The sequence below is a fragment of the Vannielia litorea genome (genome assembly GCF_018424695.1).
Classification (GTDB): Bacteria; Pseudomonadota; Alphaproteobacteria; order Rhodobacterales; family Rhodobacteraceae; genus Vannielia; species Vannielia litorea_A.
The window spans coordinates 1-23,229 of record NZ_QTNQ01000069.1 but is presented as its reverse complement, the minus strand read 5'-3'; the positions used below and the strand labels follow the sequence as shown (position 1 = coordinate 23,229).

General features: G+C 67.4%; 33 protein-coding genes. 17 read left to right on the top strand and 16 right to left on the bottom strand.

Annotated features, from left to right (window positions below):
- Positions 1-170 precede the first annotated feature (170 nt).
- The 10 genes from DYI42_RS18365 to DYI42_RS18320 all read right to left on the bottom strand — a co-directional run bounded on the left by DYI42_RS18365 (position 171) and on the right by DYI42_RS18320 (position 6,601).
- The gene (locus DYI42_RS18365; protein WP_213547863.1) at positions 171-584 is read right to left on the bottom strand and encodes a hypothetical protein; all 414 of its coding nucleotides are present in this window, start codon (positions 582-584) and stop codon (positions 171-173) included.
- On the bottom strand, positions 575-1,810 hold the full coding sequence (locus tag DYI42_RS18360) for a DUF7146 domain-containing protein (RefSeq protein ID WP_213547861.1): 1,236 nt from the start codon (positions 1,808-1,810) through the stop codon (positions 575-577). Before DYI42_RS18360 ends, DYI42_RS18365 begins: the two co-directional genes overlap by 10 nt.
- Positions 1,807-3,114 carry a DNA cytosine methyltransferase gene (locus tag DYI42_RS18355; RefSeq protein ID WP_213547859.1) on the bottom strand — a complete coding sequence of 436 codons (1,308 nt, stop codon included), beginning with the start codon at positions 3,112-3,114 and terminating at the stop codon, positions 1,807-1,809. Before DYI42_RS18355 ends, DYI42_RS18360 begins: the two co-directional genes overlap by 4 nt.
- On the bottom strand, positions 3,114-3,515 hold the full coding sequence (locus DYI42_RS18350; protein WP_213547857.1) for a hypothetical protein: 402 nt from the start codon (positions 3,513-3,515) through the stop codon (positions 3,114-3,116). Before DYI42_RS18350 ends, DYI42_RS18355 begins: the two co-directional genes overlap by 1 nt.
- On the bottom strand, positions 3,512-3,715 hold the full coding sequence (locus tag DYI42_RS18345) for a hypothetical protein (protein WP_213547855.1): 204 nt from the start codon (positions 3,713-3,715) through the stop codon (positions 3,512-3,514). Before DYI42_RS18345 ends, DYI42_RS18350 begins: the two co-directional genes overlap by 4 nt.
- Positions 3,712-4,113: an ASCH domain-containing protein gene (locus DYI42_RS18340; RefSeq protein ID WP_213547853.1), complete on the bottom strand. Its 402-nt coding sequence runs from the start codon at positions 4,111-4,113 to the stop codon at positions 3,712-3,714. Before DYI42_RS18340 ends, DYI42_RS18345 begins: the two co-directional genes overlap by 4 nt.
- Before the next feature lie 12 nt (positions 4,114-4,125).
- Entirely contained in the window at positions 4,126-4,755 is a 630-nt protein-coding gene (locus DYI42_RS18335; RefSeq protein WP_213547851.1) for a hypothetical protein, read from the bottom strand.
- 11 nt (positions 4,756-4,766) lie between these two features.
- On the bottom strand, positions 4,767-5,480 hold the full coding sequence (locus DYI42_RS18330; RefSeq protein ID WP_213547849.1) for a hypothetical protein: 714 nt from the start codon (positions 5,478-5,480) through the stop codon (positions 4,767-4,769).
- Entirely contained in the window at positions 5,480-5,884 is a 405-nt protein-coding gene (locus tag DYI42_RS18325) for a hypothetical protein (protein WP_213547847.1), read from the bottom strand. Before DYI42_RS18325 ends, DYI42_RS18330 begins: the two co-directional genes overlap by 1 nt.
- Before the next feature lie 291 nt (positions 5,885-6,175).
- Positions 6,176-6,601 carry a hypothetical protein gene (locus DYI42_RS18320; protein WP_213547845.1) on the bottom strand — a complete coding sequence of 142 codons (426 nt, stop codon included), beginning with the start codon at positions 6,599-6,601 and terminating at the stop codon, positions 6,176-6,178.
- 56 nt (positions 6,602-6,657) lie between these two features.
- Here DYI42_RS18320 and DYI42_RS18315 point away from each other — a divergent pair, with 56 nt between their 5' ends.
- Positions 6,658-7,062, top strand: a complete 405-nt coding sequence (locus tag DYI42_RS18315; RefSeq protein ID WP_213547843.1) for a hypothetical protein — start codon at positions 6,658-6,660, stop codon at positions 7,060-7,062.
- A 5-nt stretch (positions 7,063-7,067) separates the two neighbouring features.
- On the opposite strand, the gene DYI42_RS18310 is transcribed toward DYI42_RS18315, so the two are convergent.
- Entirely contained in the window at positions 7,068-7,241 is a 174-nt protein-coding gene (locus DYI42_RS18310) for a hypothetical protein (RefSeq protein ID WP_213547841.1), read from the bottom strand.
- Between the two features lie 152 nt (positions 7,242-7,393).
- On the opposite strand from DYI42_RS18310, the gene DYI42_RS18305 reads away from it, so the two are divergent.
- The 11 genes from DYI42_RS18305 to DYI42_RS18255 all read left to right on the top strand — a co-directional run bounded on the left by DYI42_RS18305 (position 7,394) and on the right by DYI42_RS18255 (position 14,751).
- Positions 7,394-7,726 (top strand): hypothetical protein, encoded by a 333-nt coding sequence (locus DYI42_RS18305; protein WP_213547839.1) that lies wholly within the window; start codon positions 7,394-7,396, stop codon positions 7,724-7,726.
- Between the two features lie 215 nt (positions 7,727-7,941).
- Positions 7,942-8,316: a hypothetical protein gene (locus DYI42_RS18300; RefSeq protein WP_213547838.1), complete on the top strand. Its 375-nt coding sequence runs from the start codon at positions 7,942-7,944 to the stop codon at positions 8,314-8,316.
- Positions 8,316-8,735: a hypothetical protein gene (locus DYI42_RS18295; RefSeq protein WP_213547837.1), complete on the top strand. Its 420-nt coding sequence runs from the start codon at positions 8,316-8,318 to the stop codon at positions 8,733-8,735. The genes DYI42_RS18300 and DYI42_RS18295 overlap by 1 nt, the downstream gene beginning before the upstream one ends.
- A 164-nt stretch (positions 8,736-8,899) precedes the next feature.
- Positions 8,900-9,139 (top strand): hypothetical protein, encoded by a 240-nt coding sequence (locus DYI42_RS18290; protein ID WP_213547836.1) that lies wholly within the window; start codon positions 8,900-8,902, stop codon positions 9,137-9,139.
- A 60-nt stretch (positions 9,140-9,199) separates the two neighbouring features.
- Complete coding sequence (locus DYI42_RS18285; protein ID WP_213547835.1) at positions 9,200-9,631, top strand: hypothetical protein; 432 nt, start codon at positions 9,200-9,202, stop codon at positions 9,629-9,631.
- Positions 9,632-9,794: 163 nt separating this feature from the next.
- Positions 9,795-10,043, top strand: a complete 249-nt coding sequence (locus tag DYI42_RS18280) for a hypothetical protein (protein WP_213547834.1) — start codon at positions 9,795-9,797, stop codon at positions 10,041-10,043.
- 17 nt (positions 10,044-10,060) lie between these two features.
- Entirely contained in the window at positions 10,061-10,252 is a 192-nt protein-coding gene (locus DYI42_RS18275) for a hypothetical protein (RefSeq protein ID WP_213547833.1), read from the top strand.
- A 189-nt stretch (positions 10,253-10,441) separates the two neighbouring features.
- The gene (locus DYI42_RS18270) at positions 10,442-10,978 is read left to right on the top strand and encodes a DUF4326 domain-containing protein (protein WP_213547831.1); all 537 of its coding nucleotides are present in this window, start codon (positions 10,442-10,444) and stop codon (positions 10,976-10,978) included.
- A complete protein-coding gene (locus DYI42_RS18265) occupies positions 10,975-11,211 on the top strand; it encodes a hypothetical protein (RefSeq protein ID WP_213547829.1) in 237 nt (78 codons plus the stop codon). Before DYI42_RS18270 ends, DYI42_RS18265 begins: the two co-directional genes overlap by 4 nt.
- A 187-nt stretch (positions 11,212-11,398) precedes the next feature.
- Positions 11,399-12,499 (top strand): tyrosine-type recombinase/integrase, encoded by a 1,101-nt coding sequence (locus DYI42_RS18260; RefSeq protein WP_213547827.1) that lies wholly within the window; start codon positions 11,399-11,401, stop codon positions 12,497-12,499.
- A 146-nt stretch (positions 12,500-12,645) separates the two neighbouring features.
- Positions 12,646-14,751, top strand: coding sequence for a tetratricopeptide repeat protein (locus DYI42_RS18255; RefSeq protein WP_213547825.1), 2,106 nt, complete (start codon positions 12,646-12,648; stop codon positions 14,749-14,751).
- Between the two features lie 146 nt (positions 14,752-14,897).
- On the opposite strand, the gene speB is transcribed toward DYI42_RS18255, so the two are convergent.
- The 5 genes from speB to ychF form a co-directional block, all read right to left on the bottom strand.
- Positions 14,898-15,872, bottom strand: a complete 975-nt coding sequence (speB, locus tag DYI42_RS18250; RefSeq protein ID WP_213547823.1) for an agmatinase — start codon at positions 15,870-15,872, stop codon at positions 14,898-14,900.
- A gap of 60 nt (positions 15,873-15,932) precedes the next feature.
- The gene (locus tag DYI42_RS18245) at positions 15,933-16,871 is read right to left on the bottom strand and encodes an NAD-dependent epimerase/dehydratase family protein (RefSeq protein ID WP_213547822.1); all 939 of its coding nucleotides are present in this window, start codon (positions 16,869-16,871) and stop codon (positions 15,933-15,935) included.
- The gene (locus DYI42_RS18240) at positions 16,868-17,035 is read right to left on the bottom strand and encodes a hypothetical protein (RefSeq protein WP_213547821.1); all 168 of its coding nucleotides are present in this window, start codon (positions 17,033-17,035) and stop codon (positions 16,868-16,870) included. Before DYI42_RS18240 ends, DYI42_RS18245 begins: the two co-directional genes overlap by 4 nt.
- Positions 17,032-17,907 carry a hypothetical protein gene (locus tag DYI42_RS18235; protein ID WP_213547820.1) on the bottom strand — a complete coding sequence of 292 codons (876 nt, stop codon included), beginning with the start codon at positions 17,905-17,907 and terminating at the stop codon, positions 17,032-17,034. The genes DYI42_RS18240 and DYI42_RS18235 overlap by 4 nt, the downstream gene beginning before the upstream one ends.
- A gap of 84 nt (positions 17,908-17,991) precedes the next feature.
- Complete coding sequence (ychF, locus tag DYI42_RS18230) at positions 17,992-19,089, bottom strand: redox-regulated ATPase YchF (protein WP_213547819.1); 1,098 nt, start codon at positions 19,087-19,089, stop codon at positions 17,992-17,994.
- 117 nt (positions 19,090-19,206) lie between these two features.
- Between ychF and DYI42_RS18225 the strand changes: the two genes are divergently transcribed.
- The 5 genes from DYI42_RS18225 to DYI42_RS18205 all read left to right on the top strand — a co-directional run.
- The gene (locus DYI42_RS18225; protein ID WP_213547818.1) at positions 19,207-19,596 is read left to right on the top strand and encodes a hypothetical protein; all 390 of its coding nucleotides are present in this window, start codon (positions 19,207-19,209) and stop codon (positions 19,594-19,596) included.
- On the top strand, positions 19,580-20,188 hold the full coding sequence (locus DYI42_RS18220) for a DUF4760 domain-containing protein (RefSeq protein WP_213547817.1): 609 nt from the start codon (positions 19,580-19,582) through the stop codon (positions 20,186-20,188). Before DYI42_RS18225 ends, DYI42_RS18220 begins: the two co-directional genes overlap by 17 nt.
- A gap of 74 nt (positions 20,189-20,262) precedes the next feature.
- The gene (locus DYI42_RS18215; protein ID WP_213547816.1) at positions 20,263-20,679 is read left to right on the top strand and encodes a VOC family protein; all 417 of its coding nucleotides are present in this window, start codon (positions 20,263-20,265) and stop codon (positions 20,677-20,679) included.
- Between the two features lie 149 nt (positions 20,680-20,828).
- On the top strand, positions 20,829-22,103 hold the full coding sequence (locus DYI42_RS18210) for a hypothetical protein (protein WP_213547815.1): 1,275 nt from the start codon (positions 20,829-20,831) through the stop codon (positions 22,101-22,103).
- Between the two features lie 110 nt (positions 22,104-22,213).
- Positions 22,214-23,229, top strand: a 1,016-nt coding sequence (locus DYI42_RS18205; RefSeq protein WP_213547813.1) for a putative DNA modification/repair radical SAM protein, incomplete at its 3' end; no start/stop codon positions are given.

Genomic DNA, 23,229 nt, shown 5'->3' with positions numbered 1-23,229 from the left:
GCCTTCGGGGCCAGGGGGGGGGGGGGGGGCAGCGGGCGGCATGAGGCCCTCGGCGGGCTCCACCGGCTCGGCATTGTCGAGGGTGGCCCTCACTGCGTCTATTCCGTCACTCATTCACTGCTCCTGCGGGTGCCGGCTCTTCGGGGCCGGTTGAAGGGGGGTGCGGGGTGTTAGCTGGCGAGGCGCACCGTGATGGCCTTTGCGAACTCGATGAACGACACGTCGCAGGTGTCGGACACGGCCAGCCATTTCCGGTAGCGCGCCTCGCGGCGGTTTGTTGCGACCACGGGCGAAAGGGCTTCCCCCTTCCACGTGATTTCATAGAGGCGGCTCTTGTCGCCTATTTCGCGCAGATGCGCCTTGAGCACCTCGCGCCCGTGCCGTGTGACGTGGAAATATGCCGAGCCGCCCACCCGCCGCCCCATGCGCCAGCATGGAGAAGCCGCGAACTCGTCGGCCTCCGGAGTGCCCAGCCCGGTGTAGAAATGGTTGCGGAAGGTTTCGGCCAGCGGATCAACCGGGCGGCCAAGCGCGTGGTCGATGTTGTCCATCTCGCCGTCTTTCAGGGTGCGGTTCACTTGCACTGGTTGGCCTCCGGATGCTGGGTTTCAGACTCTTCCGCCACGGGCCCCTTGCCGCGCAGCACGTCGTTCATGTCGAAGCCCGGCGGGGCGGGCACGATCTCGGCTTTCAGGCCGGGGATCAAGGCCATGGCGCGGCGGGCGCAGCTTTGCAGCTTGGCCTGGGTGGTGGCCGGATGGCTGTCGCCGTCCTTCACCAGGATCAGGCGCTTCACCCAGGGCGGGGGCACGAAGGCCTCGGTATCCTCCATGTCGGGCAGGCCCGAGCTGCGGGTGCCCTCCACCTTCTGCATCTTGCCCGCCATGTTGCCGAGGTCGGCACCGCACCAGTAGGCCGCGCCCGGCAGGGTTTCTCCCCAGGCCAGCGCCGCCGTCAGCGTGTTCTCGATACCCTCGGCCATCACCAGCGTGTGGGCGCCCTCGGGGGTGTGCAGGCGGATCGCGCCGCCCTTCTTGGAGCCGCGCATCATCTTGGCCGGGAAGGCCTCGCCGCCGTGGGTGATGGTGGCCTTGCCATGGGGCGGCTCGGGCGACACCCAGGTTTGATGCACCGCCGAGATGGTGCCCTCGGGGCGCAGCACGCCCGCGATCATCGCCGGGCCGCGCCACAGCTCCACCGAGGGTTTGCCGCGCTCAAGCTGCTTCATGTAGGGGTGCTGCGCGATGAAGCGCAGCGCCTCGGGCAGCGGAAAGGGCAGGTTGGCAGGCTCGATGCCGCGCGCTCGCAGGTAGGCGGCCACCACGCCGAGGTGGCCGGGGCGGGCCGCGTTCCAGATCCGGCGCGCATCGGCGATGGCGCGGGCGCGGTAGCTGGCCTCGGCGGCCTTGCGCTTGCGCTCATCCTCGGCGGCCTTTTCGCGCGCCTTGCGCTGGCGCTCTTCGCGCGCGGCCTTCTGTTCGGGCGTCTCGGTTTCGAGCAGCTCACCGCAGAGAAAGGTGAGCGCATCGGGGAACGAAAGGCCCTTGGCCTCGCGCACCAGCGCAATCACGTCGCCGCCCCGAATGTCGCACTTGCGGCAGAAGAAGGCCCCGGTGTCGGTGTTGATGTTGAAGCGGTCCACCGGCCCGCCGCGGGCGCTGTGCCCGGCAGAACCGCAGGCCACGCAGGGGCCGGACATTTCGCGCCGGTTTGGCGTTTGCCGCAGGTCGTAGAAGCGCAGCATCTCCAGCACCTCGGCCACGGGCTTGCGCTTCGCGTCTTCCAAGCGGGGATCCTCGGCGTGGGTCATGCGGCGGCCTCCCAACTGATCTTCAGCCGATCCAAGATCCAGCGGATGCAGGGCACCGCCATGGAGTTGCCATAGGCCTTGTATTGCGGGCCATCGGCGGCGGGCTTGCCGCGGTGCTCGACTTCGCTGTGATCGTCAGGGAAGCCTTGCAGGCGGGCGCATTCGCGCGGGGTGAGGCGGCGAACGGCCCAAGGGGTGGCCACGTAGCTACGGCTGCTGCCTCCAGAGGCAGCCCGGATGTTCGCTGTGTCGTGCGGCCCTTCCGGCATCGCCCCGCCGTCGCGGCCCCGCATGTCGAACGCCACGGCCATTCCGTTGTCCTTCGCGCCCAGAGGGTGCGTTACCGCACCCGACACGTCCGGCTCTTGCCGGTTGTGGAAGGCTACCGGCACGATGGGCGTGCCACGCCCCGTTCCGTCCTCGCTCGCGTCGAACCCTTCACCGCGCAGGGCGTGGGCCACCATCCTCTCGGTCTCGTAGTCGATCCGACCCATCCCGCCTGCGTTGAGGCAGTGTGCCACACTGCCCGTCGAGGGGATCAGGTGGTTCTCTATTTCACCTCCGGAGGGAAGCCCGCCACGGCGACCAAGGCTTCGCGTAAGGCTGGCGGCAACTCCTTGCCACGTTTCTCGGCGCGGCGGAGAATCCCCGCGCAGGCTGTCGGGCTCAAGAAGTATTTGCGCGGGATCGCAGCAGTTTCCAAAATCGACGACAACGAACACGCGACGGCGCCGCTGCGCCACTCCGAACCATTGGGCGTCGAGAGCGGCCCAAGCCGCCCGTGCCCTTGGCCCCTGCACCATACCTTCACCGGGCCAGCTTCCCCCGGCAGGTTGTGGGAGGGCATCCAGTGCGCCGACAAGGCCTCCCAGGAAAGCCCCAAAGGCGTTTCCGCTGTCGGAGAGGACTCCGGGGACGTTCTCCCAGAGGACGGCGAGCTTTCCATCAGGTCGAGCAGCGACGATTGCATGGCAAATCTCCACGAATGCGAGGGTGAGGTTGCCGCGGGGATCTTCGAGGCCCTTCCGGGCACCAGCGACGGAAAAGGCTTGGCAGGGCGTGCCGGCGACGATCAGATCAGGCAGCGGAATACCGCGCTGGCGCAGCAGGTCAGGCGTCACCTCGGTCATGTCACCCCATAGCAGCGGATCGCCCTGATTGTGATCCTCCGGCACCCGGTAGCCGAACCGCTGTTGCAGCACCGAGCGCGGGAACGCCTCGATCTCCGACGCAAAGCGCCAATCGACCCAGGGCGCGGCCATCTCGGGCGCGCCGATGCCGGAGCAGAGGGTGAGGCCGATCATCACCCGATCCCCGTATCTGCGCGCCGCTGCCAGTCGAACTCGGGCGCGGGGCTGGTGGCGGCCTCGTCGGGCCGTTCCGCCTCGATCTCGGTGAGCGCTTCCTCGGTGCGGGCCACCGGCGCGGGCGGTGCATCGGGGGCGGGGGGCCAGGTGGCGAGGAAATCGAGGAAGGCCGCGCCCGCCTCCGCCGGGGCGCGCTCGGCCTCGGTCAGGAAGCGGCGGGTGGCGTCCAGCGCCTCGGGAGCCTCGGCGAACATCGGCAGGAAATCCAGCGCGCGGCGGGCAAAGTCGAGCCGGGCGGCCAGCGTGGCCTCCCGTGTTTTTGCCTTGAGCGCGATCGCCATGGCGGCCATGGCAAAGGCGACGGCGGGCGAGGACGCCGGGGATGCGTGGGGGCTCATGGCTGCACCTCGCGGGCGAAGGCCTCCAGCGCATCGCGCGAGGCGGCGTAGAAGGCGGTGCGGCGCGCGGCCAGCCAGCGGTAGAAGCGCAGCCAGCGCGGCAGCTCGGCGAGCGGCAGCTCCACGGCCCAGGCACCCCGCGCGTGGCGGAAGCGCTCACCCGGCAGGCGGGTGACGGTATCGGGGCGGAGCGCCTTCACGCGGCCCTCGCGCGGGCGGTTGGCAGCACCTCAAGCGCATCCTCGAAGCGCCAGGCGATGCGGATGAAGCCGCTGAGCGGCGTGTTGGGGTAGCGCGCCTCGAACCATTCGACCATCTCGCGCAGGCAGGTGAAGCCATCGGCCTGCGCAATCCGGTGGGCGTGCTGGCCGGTGTGGAACTGCGCACCGAGGAAGAGGCCATCGCGGCGGATCGAGATGCGCGTGGCGCTCCAGCAGGGCACCCGCAGCAGCAGGCGGCAGGCCGGGGTGCCAAGGCCGGTGACCAGCCGCATCTGAGCCCCCGGGCGCAGGGCTGGCGGGTCGCGCCGGATGGTGGATGTCTTCACGCCCGAGGTGATGGGCAGAGCGAAGCGGGGGAGGAAGTCGAGATCGACCATGGTTCGCTCCCCTCAGACCGCCATGGCCTTCGGGCCGATCGCAACTCGGAGCTTCTCAATACGGGCGCGCATCTTGTCCAGATCGCCGCGCATTTTGTTGAGATCGCGCAGAGATGCGATGGCCTCTCGAATCTGGCCGTCAACGGATCTGGCTTTTGCCTCCATCGTCGCTGCCAATTGCGCGGACTCCTCCACGAGGCTAGCGATCTCTTCATTGCCAGCCGGGCCGAAGAACTCCTCTCGGACCTGCGCAACCCAGCCCGGGAGTATGCCATCGCCGATCAGCTGCGCCATGGTGGTGTCCGTTTCCCCGCCGCTGTAGCGCTGCGCATCCTCGTCGTAGAACTCGGAGAGGGCGCTCATGATCTGACGCTTATCAGCGCGCGTCGGTTGCCGGTTGGGCGGGGGCGTTTCGCTCTTCGAATTCACGGGCTTCTCCTTTCGTTGCGCCTCGCAACTCGCGCACCGGTCCTTGTGCTTGACGTAGGTCCATCCTTCGGCGGCTACCTTCCGCCGCGCTTGCGCCTCGCCCGAGGCCGTCTTTTCAGCCGCCACAAGATCGCTGGTGGCGCCGCAGTCGTCACAGACGACACGCCGCTTCGGAAAACCGCTCCTGCTGCTTTCGGATGTGTCGGAGATCATCGCACCCTCCCTCAGAAAAGCTGCTCCTGCCCCTCGGGGGCAGGCGGTTGCGGGTTGCCGGGGTAGTCGCCCGGGCGCTCCAGCGCCGCGCGGCTGCCCGGCGGGATCCAGTCCAGGAACTTCGCCCCTGCCCCGTGCCGCCAGATGAACCAGGCGTAGCTGGTGGCGGTGCTGGGCTGCTTCCACTTGGCCTCGCGGGCGCACCAGTAGGGCTGCGACGGGTCCAGCAGCAGGCCGGAGGCCATCACCACGCGCTCGGCGAAGATCAGCGTTTCATTCGGCGGGGTGCGGGCGAAGATGTCATGGTAGCGGCCCGCGCTTTCGAGGAAGGCGGTGCGCAGCAGCATGGCGCAGCCGAAACGGGCCATATCGAGGGCGCGATGCACGAACTCGGCGGCCCGGTTGAAGGGCGGGTTGGTGATGATCCAGTCCACCTCTTCGCGCCCATCCGGCCAGTCGAGCAGGAAATCGCGCTCACCGTCCTGGCCTGCGCCATAATCCACGATGTCGGTGGCGGCCACGCTGCGGAAGCTCTCGCGCAGCACCCGCGCCATGTGCATCTCGCCGCAGGCGGGCTCCCAGGCGGTGAGGCGCTCGGCCCCCCAGATGCGGCGCGTCAGCGCCCGCGTGGCCCAGGGGGGCGTGGGGAAGTAATCGAGGCTGTCGGCGGATGAATGCCGCCGCGCCATCACGGCGGTGGAGCTGTTGCCCTGTGCGCGGGCCATCAGAACAGCCCCCGGATGAGGGCGGCGGCGGCGCGGCCCGCGTCGGCCAGCGCCACGCTCCACATCGCGCAGAAGAACCAGGTCATCACAGTGGCCGAGCGCTCTTCGGCAATAGCCTTGCGCATCTCGGCGACGGCGCGCGCCACGGCCAGCCGCAGCCCATTGTCGGCAATGATCTCTTCGGCCATCTTCTCCCGGGCTGCGCGCATGTTTTCTTCCGCGTCCACGCCCATGCGGATGAGTTTGGCGTGGGTCAGCGCATCATCGGGGGGCAGCACCACGGCGAACCCGGCATAGGCCTTCGCCTCGATGCTCAGCGCCACGGCGCGGCCCATCTCCAGCACCTCCGCCACATCGGCCTCGGTGCAGGCCTGACGCGGGCTGATACTGCCGCGCTCATGCATGGGCCACCCCCCCGCGAAAAAGCCCCGGATGCGCCAGGCGCACCCGGGGAGGTCCAACAGGGATTGAGGTGCGAGGGGCAACACGGGCACACGCCCCCTCGCGCTTGCGTGCACTCGCGACCGAGACAAGCCGCTGCCCGGCTGAAACTGGCCGCTGCCCGGTTGAAAGGATGCCCCGGCGCCGGGAGGAGGTGGCGCCGGGGGCTGTGTCGCCCCGGGAGGAGGATGGGGCGAACTTCGGTCCGGACTTTTGTCCGGTTTGGTCAAAAAAAGAGAGCACCCCCATCGCCCCTACTCCGCCGCAAACAGCATGCGGGTGGCGGCTACCGGGTGCTCATGCATGGCGATGGCCACCGAGGCGCCATTGGCCCCGCCCTCGCCGTTCCACCACTTGCGCGCGGCGCGTTCGGAGATGCTGAACACCCGCTGCACATGGCCCGGGTCGCGGAAGTTGGCGCGGATGTAGCGCTGCCAGCGCAGCGGAAAATCCCGCGCCACCGCCTGGGCATCATAGGGCGCGGGCGACTCACCGCGCCGCAGGATCTCGGCATGGGCGGCCTGCGGAAAGGCGGCGAACTTCGGTCCGGACTCATTTCCTGTTTCGGACGAAAGTGCGGACTCTTGTCCCGTGGCGCGTGACCGGCCCTCCGGGGCAAGCTGCACGTATGACACGCCATCGACCACGATCACCGAGCCCACTGCCTGCCCGCCGCTCATGCGGCCACCCCGGCGGATGTGCTAGGGTGGCGCGATTCCATGAAGGAGGTTGAGGAATGATGCGAAAGATACTTGCGATGATCCCCGCCGCGCTCATGGCCACCGACGCATTGGCCGACGATCGACCAAGCGTCGGCGAGCCCGGCTACAAGCACTACATGCTTGAAGCCTTTACTGCTAAGCCGTGCGGGGAGGCACTGGCCCACATCGACAAGATGGACCAAGCCCTGCTCACAGCAATCCTTGAGCTGCCAGATGATGCATCCACCGAAAGCGTCATGTCGGTGGTTAAGCCGTTCATGGACATGACGATGGCCTTTGGAATGATCCTTGGCTTCGAGGCGGGTCACCCCAACATCCGTTCTCCGGCGGCCACCCCGCTCGAAAGGCTCCGGGCAGACTGCGCCTCCTGGCCCGGTATGACGGCCTGGGAATTGCTCGAACGAATGGCAAAGAGGTGAAAGTATCATGCCGCCGCCTCATCGCCCGCCGCTGCGGGCAGAGGATCGAAGGTGAACAACCCCTGATCAGGCGGCATCACCCCGCGCTCAACGGCGAGGCCACAAAAGGCGGCATACCATTTCGCCGGGAACTTCCCGCTGGCGACGTAGTGGTAGATCGTCTTCACGGCCACACTCATGCGGCGCGCAACTGCGGTCACCCCTCCGAGCTCATCTACAAACTGTTTTGCTGTCCTTGGCATGGCGTGCAGAAAAATCCGAAATTATCCGATTGTCAATAACTGACTTCGGATTTGTTCAGAACGGCGAAGGCCGCAGGTAGAAGAAACCCATGGATATCGAAAGCAGAGAGCGGCTCTTCCGCCTCAACGACGCCTCCCCCGAGGCAGTATCGGCACGCCTCATAGCCGCTCGCACAGCAGCGGGCTTTGCTCGGCAAAAGGACTTTGCCAAAGCGCTGGAGATCAACCACAAAACCTATCACTCGCAGGAAACGAAGGGCGCTCCCGCCCCTTCAACCGTTCGCTATCTGCACAGAAACCACCGAATAGATTTCAATTTTGTCTACAACGGCGACTTTCTTCAGTTGCCCGGCGATGTGCAGCAGGCCTTAGAAGAGGCTCTCGCCGCCGCCGCGCCACAACGGGCGAAAAAATCCAATTAAGGTTGATGCCCAGGCGCAGCAGCGCCCTGGCCAATGCTCTATAAAACACGATTGTTACCCTTCTCGCTCGCGCGGCCATCCGGTCGCGCCACTGGCTACTTAACACGTTTTCTACGCCACCGGCGTGCCGCTGGCTGATATTTTCCGATTTTTCATCTTTACAATCTGATTTTTTCGGACATATCCTAGCCCCCATCAACCGATGGAGGCAGACCATGAGAGATCACTTCGGCATCCCGCCCACCCAACCTGAAAGCCCCGTGTCCACCATGGGCCTGCGCGCGCTCATGAAGATCCGACCGCTGGCGAACGGCGGCGCGCTCACCCGGATGGAGCAGGCCACGCTCGCGCTGAGCCTGACCGACATCTGCCATGAGGCGCTGGCGCTGCGGCGCTCCGGCGAGGAACCCCACGCCATCTTCTCCGACGATCAGCTGATGGACCTTGCCCGGCACAAGCCCGAGCGCGATGCGGGCGAGATTGGCCCCATCGAGCAACTGGCGCTCAGCCACGGCATCGAGGGGCTCTGCGTCGAAATCCTCATGGGCCGGGGCTTTGCACGGGCCCGCGCCGCGCGGCAGGTGGCGTGATGGTGCACCTGACCGATGTGAACCACCTGCGCCGCATCCTGCGCACCCTCGAAGAGGTTGGCCCGGACGCGCAATTCATGCGCCTGCGCGCCGCAGCGGTGGAAGAGGGCGGCTATTACAAGCCCGCCCGGCTGAATGACGAATGGGACAGCGGGCGCATCGAGATCAAGGTGCGCGGCGTCTTCGCCTCGGGCGACACCCCCGAGCGGGTGGTGGATGAGTGGCAGCGCGGCGCGCGCGACATGCTCGATCGGCACAGGGCCGTTTCCCGGGCCGTGGCCACGCTCCACCGCCGCGATGATGACACCCGCCCCGAGCTGATCGTTTCGGCCTGCGACACGATCATCGCCTTCGACACCGGCCCGATGATCGAGATGGCCCGGCGCATCAAGCGCGAAATCCGCCTCCCGGCGGGCTGAGACAGGCGCGGCGTCGAGGGGCCTGCCTGGCCTCCGCCGCGCCAGCTGCCGGGGCGGGATCTGCCCCCGCCCCGGCCTTTTCACCGCCCCAGATGCAAGCGCAGCCCCGGCGCGCTTTCACCTGCGACGGTCGCAGGCAACACCTTGAAAGGATTGACTGACCCATGAAAACCCTCATCACCGCCACCGCCCTCGCCACCCTGCTCGCCGCGCCCCTCGCCGCTGGCCCGCTCTCCGATGCCTTCGGTGGCAGTGGCGGCGGCACCTCCGGCGAAGAGGCCTCCGCCCCGATCGGCGACGGCACCCTGCGCGAGAAGGTCGATGGCTGGCGCGAGGCGGCCAGCGCGGCGGAGTCCCCCGAGAAAGAGCGCACGCTCACCGCGATTTTCGCCGCGCACGAATGATCCATCCCCCTGCGGCCCCGCGCGGGCCGCAGCCCTATGGACCATCCAAAGGAGCCCCGCATGAAAGCCCTCATCCTCGCCGCCAGCCTCCTGGCCGCGCCCCTCTACGCCGGGGGCGAAACCACCAATCCCCTCATCATCAAGAATGATTCCGGCGGCTTCATCAACCAGTATGCCAGGAAGATCGCGGCCCACACCGGCCCGGTCCGGATCATCGGCACCTGCCAGAGCGCCTGCACCATGTGGCTGGCCAAGGCCTGCGTCACCCCCAAGGCGCGGCTCATGTTCCACGCCCCGAGGCACGCCCTCAAAGGCAACCGGGTGCGGGTGCAGGACCATGTGGCAGGGGTCGCGCTGATCGCCCGGCACTATCCGCCCAGGTTGGAGCGCTGGTATCGGCGCGAATTCATCAAGCCCGGAAACACCCGGAAAATCTGGATGGGCTACCCCGCGCTGATCGCCCACGGCGCGCGGCCCTGTGGCAAGGACTGAGCACGAAACTCCCGCACCTTCTCACGTAACGCGGGAGCCCCTCCGGGCAAGTTTCGTCGGCTAAGAACAGCACATGAGCCGGTCGATATGGCCCCAATCCGCCGCCCGGAGGGGCAAAAAAAACCCCGGCCCGCGAAGGCCCGAGAACGGAAGAGGAAGACGGATGATCAGGAACGAACAGGTCCACCTCTTGCTCGCTGCGGCTTCAGCGGCCAGCGCGGCAACCAACGATCTCGTGGAGGCATGCCGCGACGACTCCATAAGCGCAACAAGCAACGTGGGCGCGGGGGAAACACTCACCGCACTGGCCGATGCAATGCGCCTGCTGCTGGACGCAACATCCGGCGAAACCGAGGGGGAAAACCAGCTTCACGGGGCGGTGATCCGCTTCCTCGATCCGCCCTCCATCTAACCCCAGAAAGGAACCCCATGACCAACCCCATCATGCAATATTTCGAATACGACCACCTGCCGCCGCACCTGCAGGCGGTCAGCAAGCCCTTCGGCGACATGGCCACCCAGCTGAATGACCAGCTGCCGGACGGCCCCGAGAAGAGCGCGGGCCTGCGCAAGCTGCTGGAGGCGAAGGACTGCATGGTCCGCGCCGCCCTGTCGGTCTGAGGTGAAACGGATGCCCGCAGCGCCAAGAGTGACGACAACCCAAGACTGCGAATGCGGCGATGTCATGCGCTGGCAACGCCGCGGGCTGCTCCGAACAGGCTGGCGACTTGAATGCATCTGCGGGCGGTGCGGCCCTTGGCGGGCTTATCCAGAAACCAGAAGCGCCGCGCTGCCGAGGGAGGTCTGACCATGCCCGTCTTCCTCCCGCCCCGCTGCGAAGACTGCGGCGCCAAGCCCGGCGATCCGCATCTCAGCTGGTGCCCTGACGGCCCCGGGGCACATCTGCCGCGCCGCATCCAGCTCTCCCGCGCCAAGGGGTGGCGCAAGCCGCCCGAGGTGCGGGTGGTGACCCGGGGCACGATCTTCGGCAACCCTTGGGCGGTGGACACGGCTGCCGCCTTCCACTGGCCGCACCCTGACCGCTGCGGCTGGCAGGGGAGCTATCGCGTTCCCGCCGGGGAGCTGACACCCACTCAGGCCGTGTCCACCTTCACCCGCTGGCTGGCCGATGGCTACGTGCCACTGGAGATGTGGCCCGTCTCACTGACGCCCATCGGCGAAGACGAGCTTGGCCGCCACCTCGCCGCCCGGCGCACGGCCCTGCTGGAGCGCCTCGAAGAGCTCCGCACCCGCCCGCTCGCATGCTTCTGCGACCTGGGCACCCCATGCCATGCCGATGTGCTGATCGGCATGGCCAATGCGAACCTGAATGGAGCGTCTGAATGAAACGCCCTCGCCTCGGCATGCGCCAGTTGGAGATGCTGAAATACATCGGCACCACCGGCGCGCTCATCGTGCCCGACGCCCGATCGCAACGGCTCTGCGCCCTCGGGCTGCTCCATTCGCACGGTGAGAACGGCAGCTTTGCCGCCATCACCCCCGATGGTCTGCGCGCCCTGGCCGACGCCGTGGAGGCCGGGCGGATCGCGCTGTTCACCATGCCGGAGGGGAAGGTCTGATGGGCAACCGCGCCGCCAAACCCGCCTGGGCCGAGGCCCCGCTCGATATGAACGGGGCCGCCGAGGCTTTGGGCGTTTGCCGGCGCACGTTGACAGATATTCTCTCGCGGTTTCCCCTCTTCGAATCACGCGGGCGCAAAAAGGTGTTCTACCGCGAGCACATCGAGGGGCTGAGGGAGGCACTCAGATGCGAAAAGATTGGGAGCCGTTCTGGCGAGAAAGCGGGGGCTGGCAAGTTGACTTCTCGATCGAAGGTCACCGATTTCGCCGCCGCCTTGGCATCCGTGACCGCAGCCAAAAGAACCTCGCGCGAGACGCCGCAAAGCGGCTCTACCGGGCAGAGTGGCAGCGTCACCTCGATCCGGTAGAGCAAAAGCCCGGCACGCCCTTCTTCGCCGCCTGCGAGGGCTACGTGAAGGGCGGGGGCGAGGCGCGCTTCCTGCCGCCGCTCATGCGCCATTTCGGCCCCGACATGATGATCGAAGACATCGGCGAGCCCGAGATCCTCGAAGCGGGTGAGGTGCTCTACCCGGGCCGGGCCGCTGACACGGTGCGCCGCCAGGTGCGCGTGCCGGTGGGGGCGGTGATCCGCTGGGCCCGGGGCGAGCGCCGCAGGCCGCGCACCGATCGCCCCCGCACGCGCTGGCTGACGCCGGAGGAAGCCGAGCGGCTGCTGGAGGCCGCAGCACAGCTGACATTGCCGCGCCACGCCGAGCCCGAGCGCTACACGCTCCAGAAAATCGCCTTCCTGCTCGGCAGTGGCTGCCGCACCGGCGAGTGCTTTGCAGCCGAGGTGAAGGACTGGAACGCCGCCACCCGCCAATGGTGGATCCCCGGCGACGAAGAGGGCGCGGGAAAGACCGCCGGGGCCGCCCGCTGGGTCAGCCTGCCCGCCCGCGCGGTGGAAATGATCGGCGAGATGCCCGAAGTGGGCCGCGCCTTCCGCACGCCCTACGGCACCCCGATCAAGCTGCGCGCCAACGGCGGCGGGCAGATGCAGACGGCCTTCAACAAAGCGCGCGAGGCGGCGGGGCTTGGCCGCGATGTCACGCCCCACGTGCTCCGCCACACCTGGGCGACATGGTTCTACGCCCAGACGCGCGACTTCGGCGGCCTGCTCGATCGCGGCGGATGGACGAAAGCCGACACCGCCAACCGCTACCGCAAGATTGCCCCCGAGGATCTCGCCGCGCGGCTCCTGGCGCACGGTTGGGATTTTCGGCAAGGATTTGGCAATCCGGGTGGCGGCTTGGAGATTTTCGAGAGAAAACAGGGCGCTACGGGGTGATATTTTCCCTTAGCAGGGGAGCGCCTTCGACCACTCGGCCACGTCTCCGCCGGCGGGTTTATCGGCCAAGGCTGCGGGGGGCAAGGGTGAAAACGAGGTTCCATGGCCACGGTGCCCTCGCTAACCTTCTCACAGGGAGAATGGTGATGCGGTTTGGCAAAGCGAAGAAGGCCCTCCATGCGGGCAACATCGCAGGCGCTCTGGCGCTGGCCACGCAAGCCGTTGAAATCACCGTCACCGGCGGCACCGTCACGGCCATCACCGTCGCGCTTTCCGGCCTCGAACTCTGGCCCTCCACCGACAAGGCCGCACAACAGCTCGCCGAAGAGCTCGCCACCCGGATGAAGGCCCGTATCGAAGCCGAAACCACCAACGCCGACCGCCGCCGGATCGTCGCCCAACTCCTCACTCGCTTCCCGGCCAGCGAAGACGACATCGCCACCGGCCACCGCGACCCCGCCACCATCGCAGCCCGGCTCCGCAAACTCGCGCTGGAAACTACGGCAGACCCCGAGCAACGCGACCCCGACGCGCTGGACCTCTTCGAAACGGCCACCCGCGCGGCCATAGACCACGCCCTCGCGCAGCTTCGCAGCCAGAACCCCCAGGGCGAGGCCGACACCAAGCACACCCACGATCAGCTCGCCATTCTGGTCGAGCAGGCTCGGTCCACGGGGAAGGTCGACAAGCTGCGCGAAGAAGGGATCACCGAAAAGGCGATCATCCGGCTGGCGCAGCGCATCGCCTCCGAAACGGAAGACCTCGGCCAAGCCTGGCTGGAATTGCAGAACGCGATGGACATCGCGGTAGATGTGCAGCGGCGCGGCAATGCGCCCTCCAACCATGGCGATTTCGTCGATGAGGTGTTGCGCCGGGCGGCGGCGCTTTCGGCTCAGGGCGAACACGCCGAGGCGGGGGATGAAATCGCGGCAGCACTGGACGAGGCCGAGGCGGAGCATCGCGCGCGGATGGGGCGGCTGATCGAAACCGGCGTCGAGGTGGCGCTGCTGGAGGGCAACGAAGAAAAAGCCGCCGCCCTGCTGATCCGCCAGGCCGATCTCGACGCAGGCGGGCGGGCGGATGTGGCGGCGCTCAGAGCACTCATTGTCCAACACTACGAAGAAGGCCGCGACAAAGGCCTCGCCCAACCGCTGGAACTGGCCATCGCCCTCTCCCGCACCGCCCTGCCCCGCTGCACCTCCGCGGATGAGCGTGGCAACGTGCGGAATGATCTGGGTGTCGCGCTCCATACCCTCGGGCAACGCGAAAGCGGCACCGACCGGCTGGAACAGTCCGTCGCCGCCTATCGCGCCGCGCTGGAAGAATGGATCCGCGACCGCGTGCCGCTCGACTGGGCCGGAGCCCAGATGAACCTCGGCAATACGCTCCTGGCCCTCGGGCAACGCGAAAGCGGCACCGAGCGGCTGGAGCAGGCCGTCGCCGCCTATCGCGCCGCTCTGGAGGAGTGCACCCGCGACCGCGCGCCGCTCTACTGGGCCAAGGCCCAGATGAACCTCGGCAATGCGCTTCGGGTCCTCGGGGAACGCGAAAGCGGCACTGCGCGGCTGGAACAGGCCGTCGCCGCCTTTCGCGCCGCGCTGGAGGAATACCCTCGCGACCGGGTGCCGCTCGATTGGGCTACGGCCCAGATGAACCTCGGCAATGCCCTCGCCACGCTTGGGCAACGCGAGAGCGGCACTGCGCGACTGGAACAGGCTGTCGCCTCCTATCGCGCCGCGTTGGAGGAACGCACCCGCAACCGCGTGCCGCTCGCCTGGGCCATGACCCAGATGAACCTTGGCAATGCACTCCAAACCCTCGGGCAACGCGAAAGCGACACCGACCGGCTGGAACAGGCCGTCGCCGCTTACCGCGCCGCGCTGGAGGAATGGACCCTCGACCGCGTGCCGCTCGACTGGGCCGCGGTCCAGATGAACCTCGGTCGTGCGCTCCAGACCCTCGGGCAACGCGAAACCGGCACCGAGCGGCTGGAGCAGGCCACCGCCGCCTATCGCGCCGCGCTGGAGGAATGGACCCGCGACCGGGTGCCGCTCGACTGGGCCATGGTTCAGGGCAACCTCGCCAATTGCGAAATGGCCTTCTTCGAGAAGACCGGCGACCCGACGCATCTGGCAACCGCGCGGGGCCATGTGGAGTCAGCTTTGGAGGTGTTCTCCGCCGCCGGGGCCTCGCAGTATGTCTGGATGTCCGAGCGGCAGCTTGAACAGATCGCGGCGCTTGAGGCCGGATGAGGCGGCGGGTGTTGCGCGGCACGGTGGGTTAACTTAACCAACCTGCGCGAAACCTCGTATGCATGGGTTGTGCATCACTTGTGCATGGGTTCTGCCTGTTGCCTCTTTACGGTTAACCGCTGAAATCTTTCGGCTTTTACCGAATTTCAACCTTCCGTCCCGCCCGCCACGGCCTCCGCCATCACGCAAAGCAGTTCGAACATCACCGACACCCCGAGGTAGCTCGTGGCCCCGCCCAGGTCGAAGGGGGGCGACACTTCCACCATGTCGGCGCCCACCACGTTCAACCCCCGCAGCGCCCGCACCACCTGCAACGCCTGGTAGCTGTTCGGCCCGCCCACTTCCGGCGTGCCCGTGCCGGGCGCGAAGGCCGGGTCAATGAAATCAATGTCATAGCTCACGTAGGTTGCCCCCTGCCCGACGATCTCGCGGGCCTCGGCCATCACGTCATCCACCCCGCGGGCATGGAATTCCTCTATCGGAATCAGGCGGATACCGACCGACTTGGCAAAATCCTTGTCTTCACTGTCATAGGCCGTGCCGCGAATGCCGATCTGCACCACCCGCTCGGGCTCCAGCAGCCCCTCCTCCACCGCCCTGCGGAAGGGCGTGCCGTGGGTGTACATCGTGCCGCCGAAGTAGGAGTGGTAGAGGTCTGTGTGGCTGTCGAAATGCACCATGCCCACCGGGTTTTCCGCCGCCACGGCGCGGAGGACGGGCAGCGATGTCAGGTGGTCGCCGCCCGCCGTGAGCGGCAGGATCCCGGCATCCAACACCTTGGAATAGAACGAAGTTATCCGGTCCATCGTGTCGGCGATATCGGCGGGGTTCGGGGCCACGTCACCTAGGTCGGCGCAGTTGACCAGCTCATAGGGCCGCACCCCCGTCGCCCCGTTCTCGGCCCGGATCATGGTGGAGGCATCCCGCAGGGCGCGGGGCCCGTGGCGCGGACCGGGGCGGTTGGTGGTGCCGCTGTCCCAGGGCACCCCGATCAGGCCGATCTCCACTTCGGCAAGCCGTTGATCCTCCAGCGAAACATGGGGCAGCCGCATGAAGGTGGGGATGCCGGCAAAGCGCGGTAGCTCGAAGCCGGAGACGGGCTGGAAGAACGGATCAGGCATGGCGGGTCCCCTTGTTACGCAGGCCCAGAGTGCCCCTCGCCCGCCGGGAAGGAAACCCCCTCAGCCCGCCGCCAGAACCGCGCGAAAATGGGCGATGGTCGCGGCCAACCCCTCCTCCAGCGCCACCTCCGGCGTCCAGCCCAGCAGGGCTTTCGCGCGGGTGATATCGGGGCGGCGCTGGCGCGGATCGTCGGGCGCGGCGGGGCGCAGATCGAGCTTCAGAGCCACGCCCAAGGCCTCCGAAATTCTCTCCGCCAGCGCCCGCATGGTGATCTCGGCGGGGTTGCCGAGGTTCACGATCTCGCCCCCCAGATCCTCCCCCTCGCCCAGCGCCAAAAGGCCCCGCACAAGGTCGCGCACATGGCAGAAACTGCGGGTCTGGCGGCCGTCGCCATAGACAGTCATGGCCTCGCCCCGCAGAGCCTGGGTGATAAAGTTGGCCACCACGCGGCCATCGTCCGGCGCCATCCCCGGCCCGTAGGTGTTGAAGATCCGCGCCACCCGCGTGTCGAGCCCGTGAACCCTGCGATAGTCGGCAATGAGCGCCTCGGCGGCGCGCTTGCCCTCGTCATAACAGGCGCGCGGGCCGGTGGGATTGACGTGGCCGTGGTAGCCCTCGGCCTGGGGGCTAACCTCCGGGTCGCCATAGACCTCGGAGGTGGAGGCCTGCACCAACCGCGCGCCGGTCTCGCGCGCCAGCTCCAGCATGGCGTGGGTGCCCAGCGCCGCGGCCCGCCAGGTGCCGATCGGGTCGGCCTGGTAGTGCACCGGCGAGGCCGGGCAGGCGAGGTTGAAGATCAGCTCCGGCTGCCCCAGATCGGGCGGCTGCGTCACGCAGCCTTGCACCACGCGCAGGTTCGGGTCGTCGGGCAGCGCGGCCCGCCGCCCGGTGCTCAGGTTGTCGAGCACCGTCACCCGAGCCCCCTGCGCCAGCAGGGCCCGCACGAGATGCTGGCCGATGAAGCCCGCGCCCCCGGTGACCAGAACCGCGCCACTCATGTGCCTGCCTCCCCGTGCCATGCGGCGGTGATGATCTGCCCGGCCCGCGCCACCTCGCTCTCCCAGGTCAACCGGCAGGCCAGCGCCTGCCCCTCGGCGGCAATCTCGCGCGCCTCGGCCTCATGGCTCAGTGCCCAGTCTACCTTCTCTTCGAGATCGGTCATGTCGGCCCGCACAGAGGGATGAAATGCCGCCCGGGTTCCATGTCGCCATAATACCACTGGCGATAGCTCAGCCCGCTTTCCACCTTCAGAACGCAGCAGCCCAGCAAAAGGCGATGAAACAGGTTGCCCCAGGCATTGGTGAAGCCGTCGATGTCCAGGGCCAGCTTGCGCCCGCCCCAGCTTGCGTTTGGCAGGACATCGCCCACCAGCCCCTCGGCCTCCATAACCTGCGCATGCTTGTTGTCCCCCAGCGGCGCGAAGCGCGCTTCGATCGGCGTGCCCTTGCAGCGCTGCACCAGCGCCATGCGTTGCAGCAGGCGCGGATTGCCTGCCAGCGCCGGGTCGGTGCTCAACGACCCGTACCCATTGGGACCACCGCGCCAGACCACCTCAGTGCTACGCGCCTCCCACGGCAGCGCGGTTTCCTCGGCCACCCGACGCATCTCGGCGTAGCCCCGGTCTCGGAAGAAATGGAAGTCCGGCACGGGGATAGCGGCGCCGCAGCTGGAAAACGAAAACCGCGCGAGCGATGGCAGGTCACCATCCGAATAATTGCCGGCACTCTCTGTCACCTCCGGCCCGGCCTGAATCATCCACCACAGGTAGGTGGGTGCATTTCGATTGATACAGGTGCGGGAATGCCTGTGTGCGCGGAAGTTCGGCAAGAGCAGCCGAAACCCGCGGCCCTCGCGGCGGATCGTCAGTTCACAGGCCCCGGCTGGGCCGCCCACCGCGGCGGCGTCAACCTCAGGCACCGGACCAAGTGGCGCGAGCTTCCTGAAGGTCTTGCGCACAACCTGCGCAAGCCTGTGCCGCTCCTTCAGCCGGTCTATCAGCCCGGGTCTCTTGCTGTGTTGCGACTGCCCCGGCATTCACGCTCCCTGCCACCTGCCTTGCCTGGCCCCGCCGCACGCGCGAGGCAAATCAGCCAGCCCCGGGGCATACCGCATCATCGCTCACCCTGAGTGCAGAAAGTGCAGCACATCCCCGTCCTGCACAACATATCCTTTGCCCTCGGCGCGCATCTTGCCCGCTTCCTTCGCGCCCTGCTCGCCATTGCCCGCGATGTAGTCGTCATAGGCGATGGTTTCGGCCCGGATGAAGCCTTTTTCGAAGTCGCCGTGGATCACGCCCGCCGCGCGCGGTGCGCTGGTGCCAGCGGAAATCGTCCAGGCGCGGGCTTCCTTGGGGCCGACGGTGAAATAGGTTTGCAGGTGCAGCAGCTCGTAACCGGACTTGATGAGCCGGTCGAGCCCGGCTTCCTTCAGCCCCAGCTCTGCGAGGAACATCTCGGCCTCTTCGGCATCGAGTTGGCTGATCTCTTCTTCGATCTTCGCCGAGATCACCACGCTGGCCGCTCCCTGCTCGGCGGCCATCTTCGCCACCGCCTCGGAGTGGGCATTGCCCGTCGCGGCCTCGTCCTCGGCCACGTTGCAGACGTAGAGGATGGGCTTGGTCGTCAGAAGCTGAAGCTGCCGCCAGGCCCGGGCATCCTCGTCGGAGACCTCCACGCTGCGGGCGGGCTTGCCATCTTCCAGCGCCGCCTGCGCCTCGGCCAGAAGGCGATCCTGCTGCACCGCTTCCTTGTCGTTGCCCTTCAGCTTGCGCACGAGGCCCGCACGGCGCTTCTCGATGCTTTCGAGGTCGGCCAGCATCAGTTCGGTCTCGATGGTTTCGGCGTCGGCCACCGGGTCCACCCGGCCCTCAACGTGGGTCACGTCACCATCCTCGAAGCAGCGCAGCACATGGGCCACCGCGTCGCACTCGCGGATATTGGCCAGAAACTGGTTGCCCAGCCCCTCGCCCTTGCTCGCGCCCTTCACCAGGCCTGCGATATCGACAAAGGTCATCCGCGTCGGAATGATCTGCTTGCTGCCCGCAATCGCCGCCAGCTTCTCCAGCCGGTCGTCGGGCACCGCCACCTCGCCCACGTTGGGCTCGATGGTGCAGAACGGAAAGTTCGCCGCCTGCGCCGCCGCCGTGCGGGTCAGTGCGTTGAACAGCGTCGACTTGCCCACGTTGGGCAGCCCCACGATGCCGGTCTTGAAGCCCATTGCCTTGCCTCCGTTTGTCCGAGCCGCCTTCTAGGCCGGGGCGGGCGCGAGGGCAATGGCCGCTTGAACCTGCGTCCCCTGTCTTTAGAACGGGCGGAACAGTTTGCCTTGCGATGAATGCCCATGCTGACCCGCCGCCTGCCCCAATTCCTGATCTGCCTCAGCCTCACCGCTGCGCCCGCCGGGGCGCAGCCGGCCGAGCCGTTCTTCTTCCTTCTGACCGCGCCGCAGCTCACCTGCCTGCGCGACAACGCCGAGGCCTACGCCCCGCCCGAGGGGCAAACCGCCTTCGTCACACTTGCCGACTGCCAGCGCACCACCGCCCCGGCGACGGACACGGCCCAATTTACCACGCCGGATATCTCGCTCTTCGACAGCACAGAGAGCCCCGATACGGTGGTGGCCCTCTCGGCGCAGGATTTCACCTGCCTCGAGGGGCTGGAGATTCCCGAGGGCACGGGCCTCTTGGCCTTCTACCCGGAGCGCTGCAATGTCGAACCCCGCTGACGAGGCGCCCACCCCTGCCCGCCGCTCGCGCATCCGGCGCTTCTTCAAGCCCGAGATGGATATCGACACGCTGGCGCATCTGTTCACGCTGGTCGTCGCCGTGGCCGGGATGGCCAAGTTCTTCTACGATCAGGATCAGGCCGAGAAGGCCGAAAACCGCGCCCGCGCCATCACCTACATCAACGCCTATACCGAGGAGCCGCTCTTGGGCGCACGGCAGGCGCTCTATGATTTCTGGGCCAGCCAGCCCGATCTCGTGGCGATGATCCGCAGCCAGCAGCTGACCCCGCGCAACTATGCCGCCATGCTTCAGGCTTCGGTCTTCCGCACCGGGGCCGAGGCGCCCGTGCGCGAGCCGCTGCTGGTGCTCGACAGCTTCTATTCGCAGGTCAGCTTCTGCGAGAGCGGTGGGCTCTGCGACACCGGCATCATCGACAGCTACTTCTGCGAGCACGCGCGGCGCGACGCCCAGGCCTATGCCCCCTTCTTCGCGCACCTCCGCAACCAGAGCGGCGACACCCGCATCGGCCGCGAGCTGGAGGCACTGGCCGACCGCTGCACCCCACCCGGCGAAGGCCAGCCGACCGGCTGAGCACCGCGACTGCGCTGTTGACCGGGCCAGTTTCGTGCATTTAGGTTGATATCAACCATCACAGGAGACAGATCATGGAAGCCACCCCCTACCTCTTCTTCAAAGGCACCTGCCGCGAGGCCTTCGAGACCTACGCCAAGGTCTTCGACAGCCCCGCGCCCGAGTTGATGACCTTCGCCAGCCTCCCCGAAGAGGACAAGGCCCATATGCCCGGCGTGCCCGACGACGCGGTGATGCACGGCTCAATGAAAATCGGTGACAGCCTCGTCTACGGCTCCGATGACCTGATGGGCGAGTTCACCCCGATGGCCGGCACCTCCATGGCCGCCACCCTCCCCGACGAGGCCGCCACCCGCGCCGCCTTCGAGGCGCTTGCCGAAGGCGGCGAAGTGCGCATGCCGCTTGTGCCCATGTTCTGGACACCCCTCTTCGGCACCCTGACCGACCGCTTCGGCATTCGCTGGATGGTGATGGCCGAGGGGCAGGGCTGAACGGCCAAAACCCGCTCAACAGGGCCCCGGTGGCCCACCCGGCAGGCATTCCGTGCTAGGCTTCCAGTGCGCAAGTGCCGCCCGGCCACATTTCGGCCGGGCCAGGGCGCTGCGCGATCATTGTTCGACCAAGCCCTTTGGAGCCTCGCATGCCCGTCAGATCGCTCTTCACCGTTTCGCTCTTCCTTACCCTCGCGCCGCCGCTCCCTGCCCAGACGATAGACCCCTACTGCGCCCGCGCGCCCGATGCCGCCTGTCTCACCGAGGCCGTCGGCAAGGCCGTTGCCGGACTCCGCCCCGGCTATGACACCGACAGGATCCTTTCCAACTACGGCCAGGCGCTCGCCGCGCTCGGAAAGCTGGAAGAGGCCCAAAGCGTGGCCGAGCGGATCACGACAGACCGGGCGCGGACCGAGGTGCTCTCCGCCATCGGCGGCAAGAGCGTCCGCAGCGGCGGCGCGCCTGAGGATGACAGCGCTGTGCCCCCTGAAGAGCGCGCCGTGCGCTATGCAATGCAGGCCGAGCAGGCCCATTACCGCAAGGATGCCGAGGCCTTCGCCCGCCTGCTCGCCGCAGCCCGCAGCACCGCGGCTGAGATCGAGGCTCAAACCGGCGTGCCCTATGGCCACTACCGCATGGCCAGTGCGCTCGACATGGCAGGCGAGCACGAGGCCGCCCTCGCCGCCGCCCGCGCAATCGTCGATCCATCCAACAGCGCCATCACCCTGATCGAACTCGCCACCCGCCGCGCCCGCGAGGACCGAATGGAAGACGCCGAGGTGCTGCTGGCCGAGGCCGCCGCCCTACGCGACAGCTTGCCCGCCGAAAGGCGCGGCCTCGCCCTCTCCCGCGCTGCCGAGTTCTGGATGGCTCAGGGCGCGCCCGACAAGGCCCTCGCGCTCGCCCGAAAGCCCAAGGACGAAGGCATGCAAGGCCGGATCATGAGCGGCCTGATCGACGCCGCCGCCCGCGCCGGAAACTGGCCTCTTGCCCGCGAGATCGCCGAAGAGGCCGGAGCGACGGACACGCTGGCCTATGTCTATTCCAACTGTGCCGTGTCCGTCGCGTTCAGCCAGCCCGACCGTGAAAACACCTGCCTGCCCGAAGCGCACCGCCTCGTGGCCGAGCTTCAGGCCACCCCGGACGCGCTGTCAGAGGATGCCGCATTCACCCTGCGTAGCGCCGTGGTGAACCTCGCCATGGTCGAGTCGGTCAATGGCAACCCCGAGGCCGTCGAACGGCTGATCGGCACGCTGCCCGATGCGAAGGCCCGAGAGCACGCCCGCATGATGATTATCAACACGCAAACCGGGCGCGACCCGGGGCTGGCGGTGCTCATGGTGCTCAGCCTCGAAGACCCGGGCGCCCGGCTCGAGGCGCTCGCCCGCATGGCCCGGATGATGGCCACCGCGCCGCCCAGGTAACGGGGCGATACCGGCGCAGGGCGCGGCGGTAGCCCTGTGCCATGTCATAGTGCATTGCCCTCCCGGCCTCGTGACTGGCATGTTCCCCGTGAGGAACATATACGGAACACATGGCCAAACGCACCCTTCAGGACAAGCTCGCAATTCTCGCTGACGCCGCCAAGTATGACGCCTCCTGCGCATCCTCTGGCGGCGACCGGCGCAATTCGAAAGACGGCAAGGGCCTCGGCTCGTCCGGCGGCGCGGGCATCTGCCATGCCTACGCCCCGGATGGCCGCTGCATTTCGCTCCTGAAAATCCTGATGACGAACTTCTGCATCTACGATTGCGCCTATTGCGTGAACCGGGTGAGCAGTCGGGTCGAACGGGCGCGCTTCAGCGTCGAAGAGGTCGTTTCCCTCACCGTCGAATTCTATCGCCGCAACTACATCGAGGGCCTGTTCCTCTCCTCCGGCATCATCCGCTCGCCGGATGACACCATGGCCGACATGGTCCGCATCGCCCGCACGCTCCGCCAGCAGGAGAACTTTCGCGGCTACATCCACCTCAAGACCATCCCCGACGCCTCACCCGAGCTGCTTGACGAGGCCGGCATCTGGGCCGACCGGCTGTCGATCAACGTCGAACTGCCCACCGAGAAGGCCCTCACCTCGCTCGCCCCCGAAAAATCGGCCCAGCAGATCCGCACTGCCATGGCCGGGGTCCGCGCCCGCCGCGAGGCCGCGAAGGAGCCGACCTTCAAGGGCCGCAAGGGCCGCTTCGCCCCCGCAGGCCAGAGCACACAGATGATCGTAGGCGCCGATGCCGCGCCCGATAGCGAAATTCTCGCCAACTCCTCCACCCTTTACGCCTCCTACAAGCTGTCGCGCGTCTATTACTCCGCTTTCTCCCCCATCCCCGACGCCTCCAAGGTGCTGCCCCTCATCCGCCCGCCGCTGCAACGCGAGCACCGGCTCTACCAGGCCGACTGGCTGATGCGCTTCTACGGCTTCGAAGCGGGCGAGATTGCGCCCAAATCGGGGATGCTGGACCTTGAGATCGACCCCAAGCTTGCCTGGGCCCTAGCCCATCGCGAGGCTTTCCCGGTGGATATCAACACCGCCCCCCGCGAAGCCCTCCTGCGCAC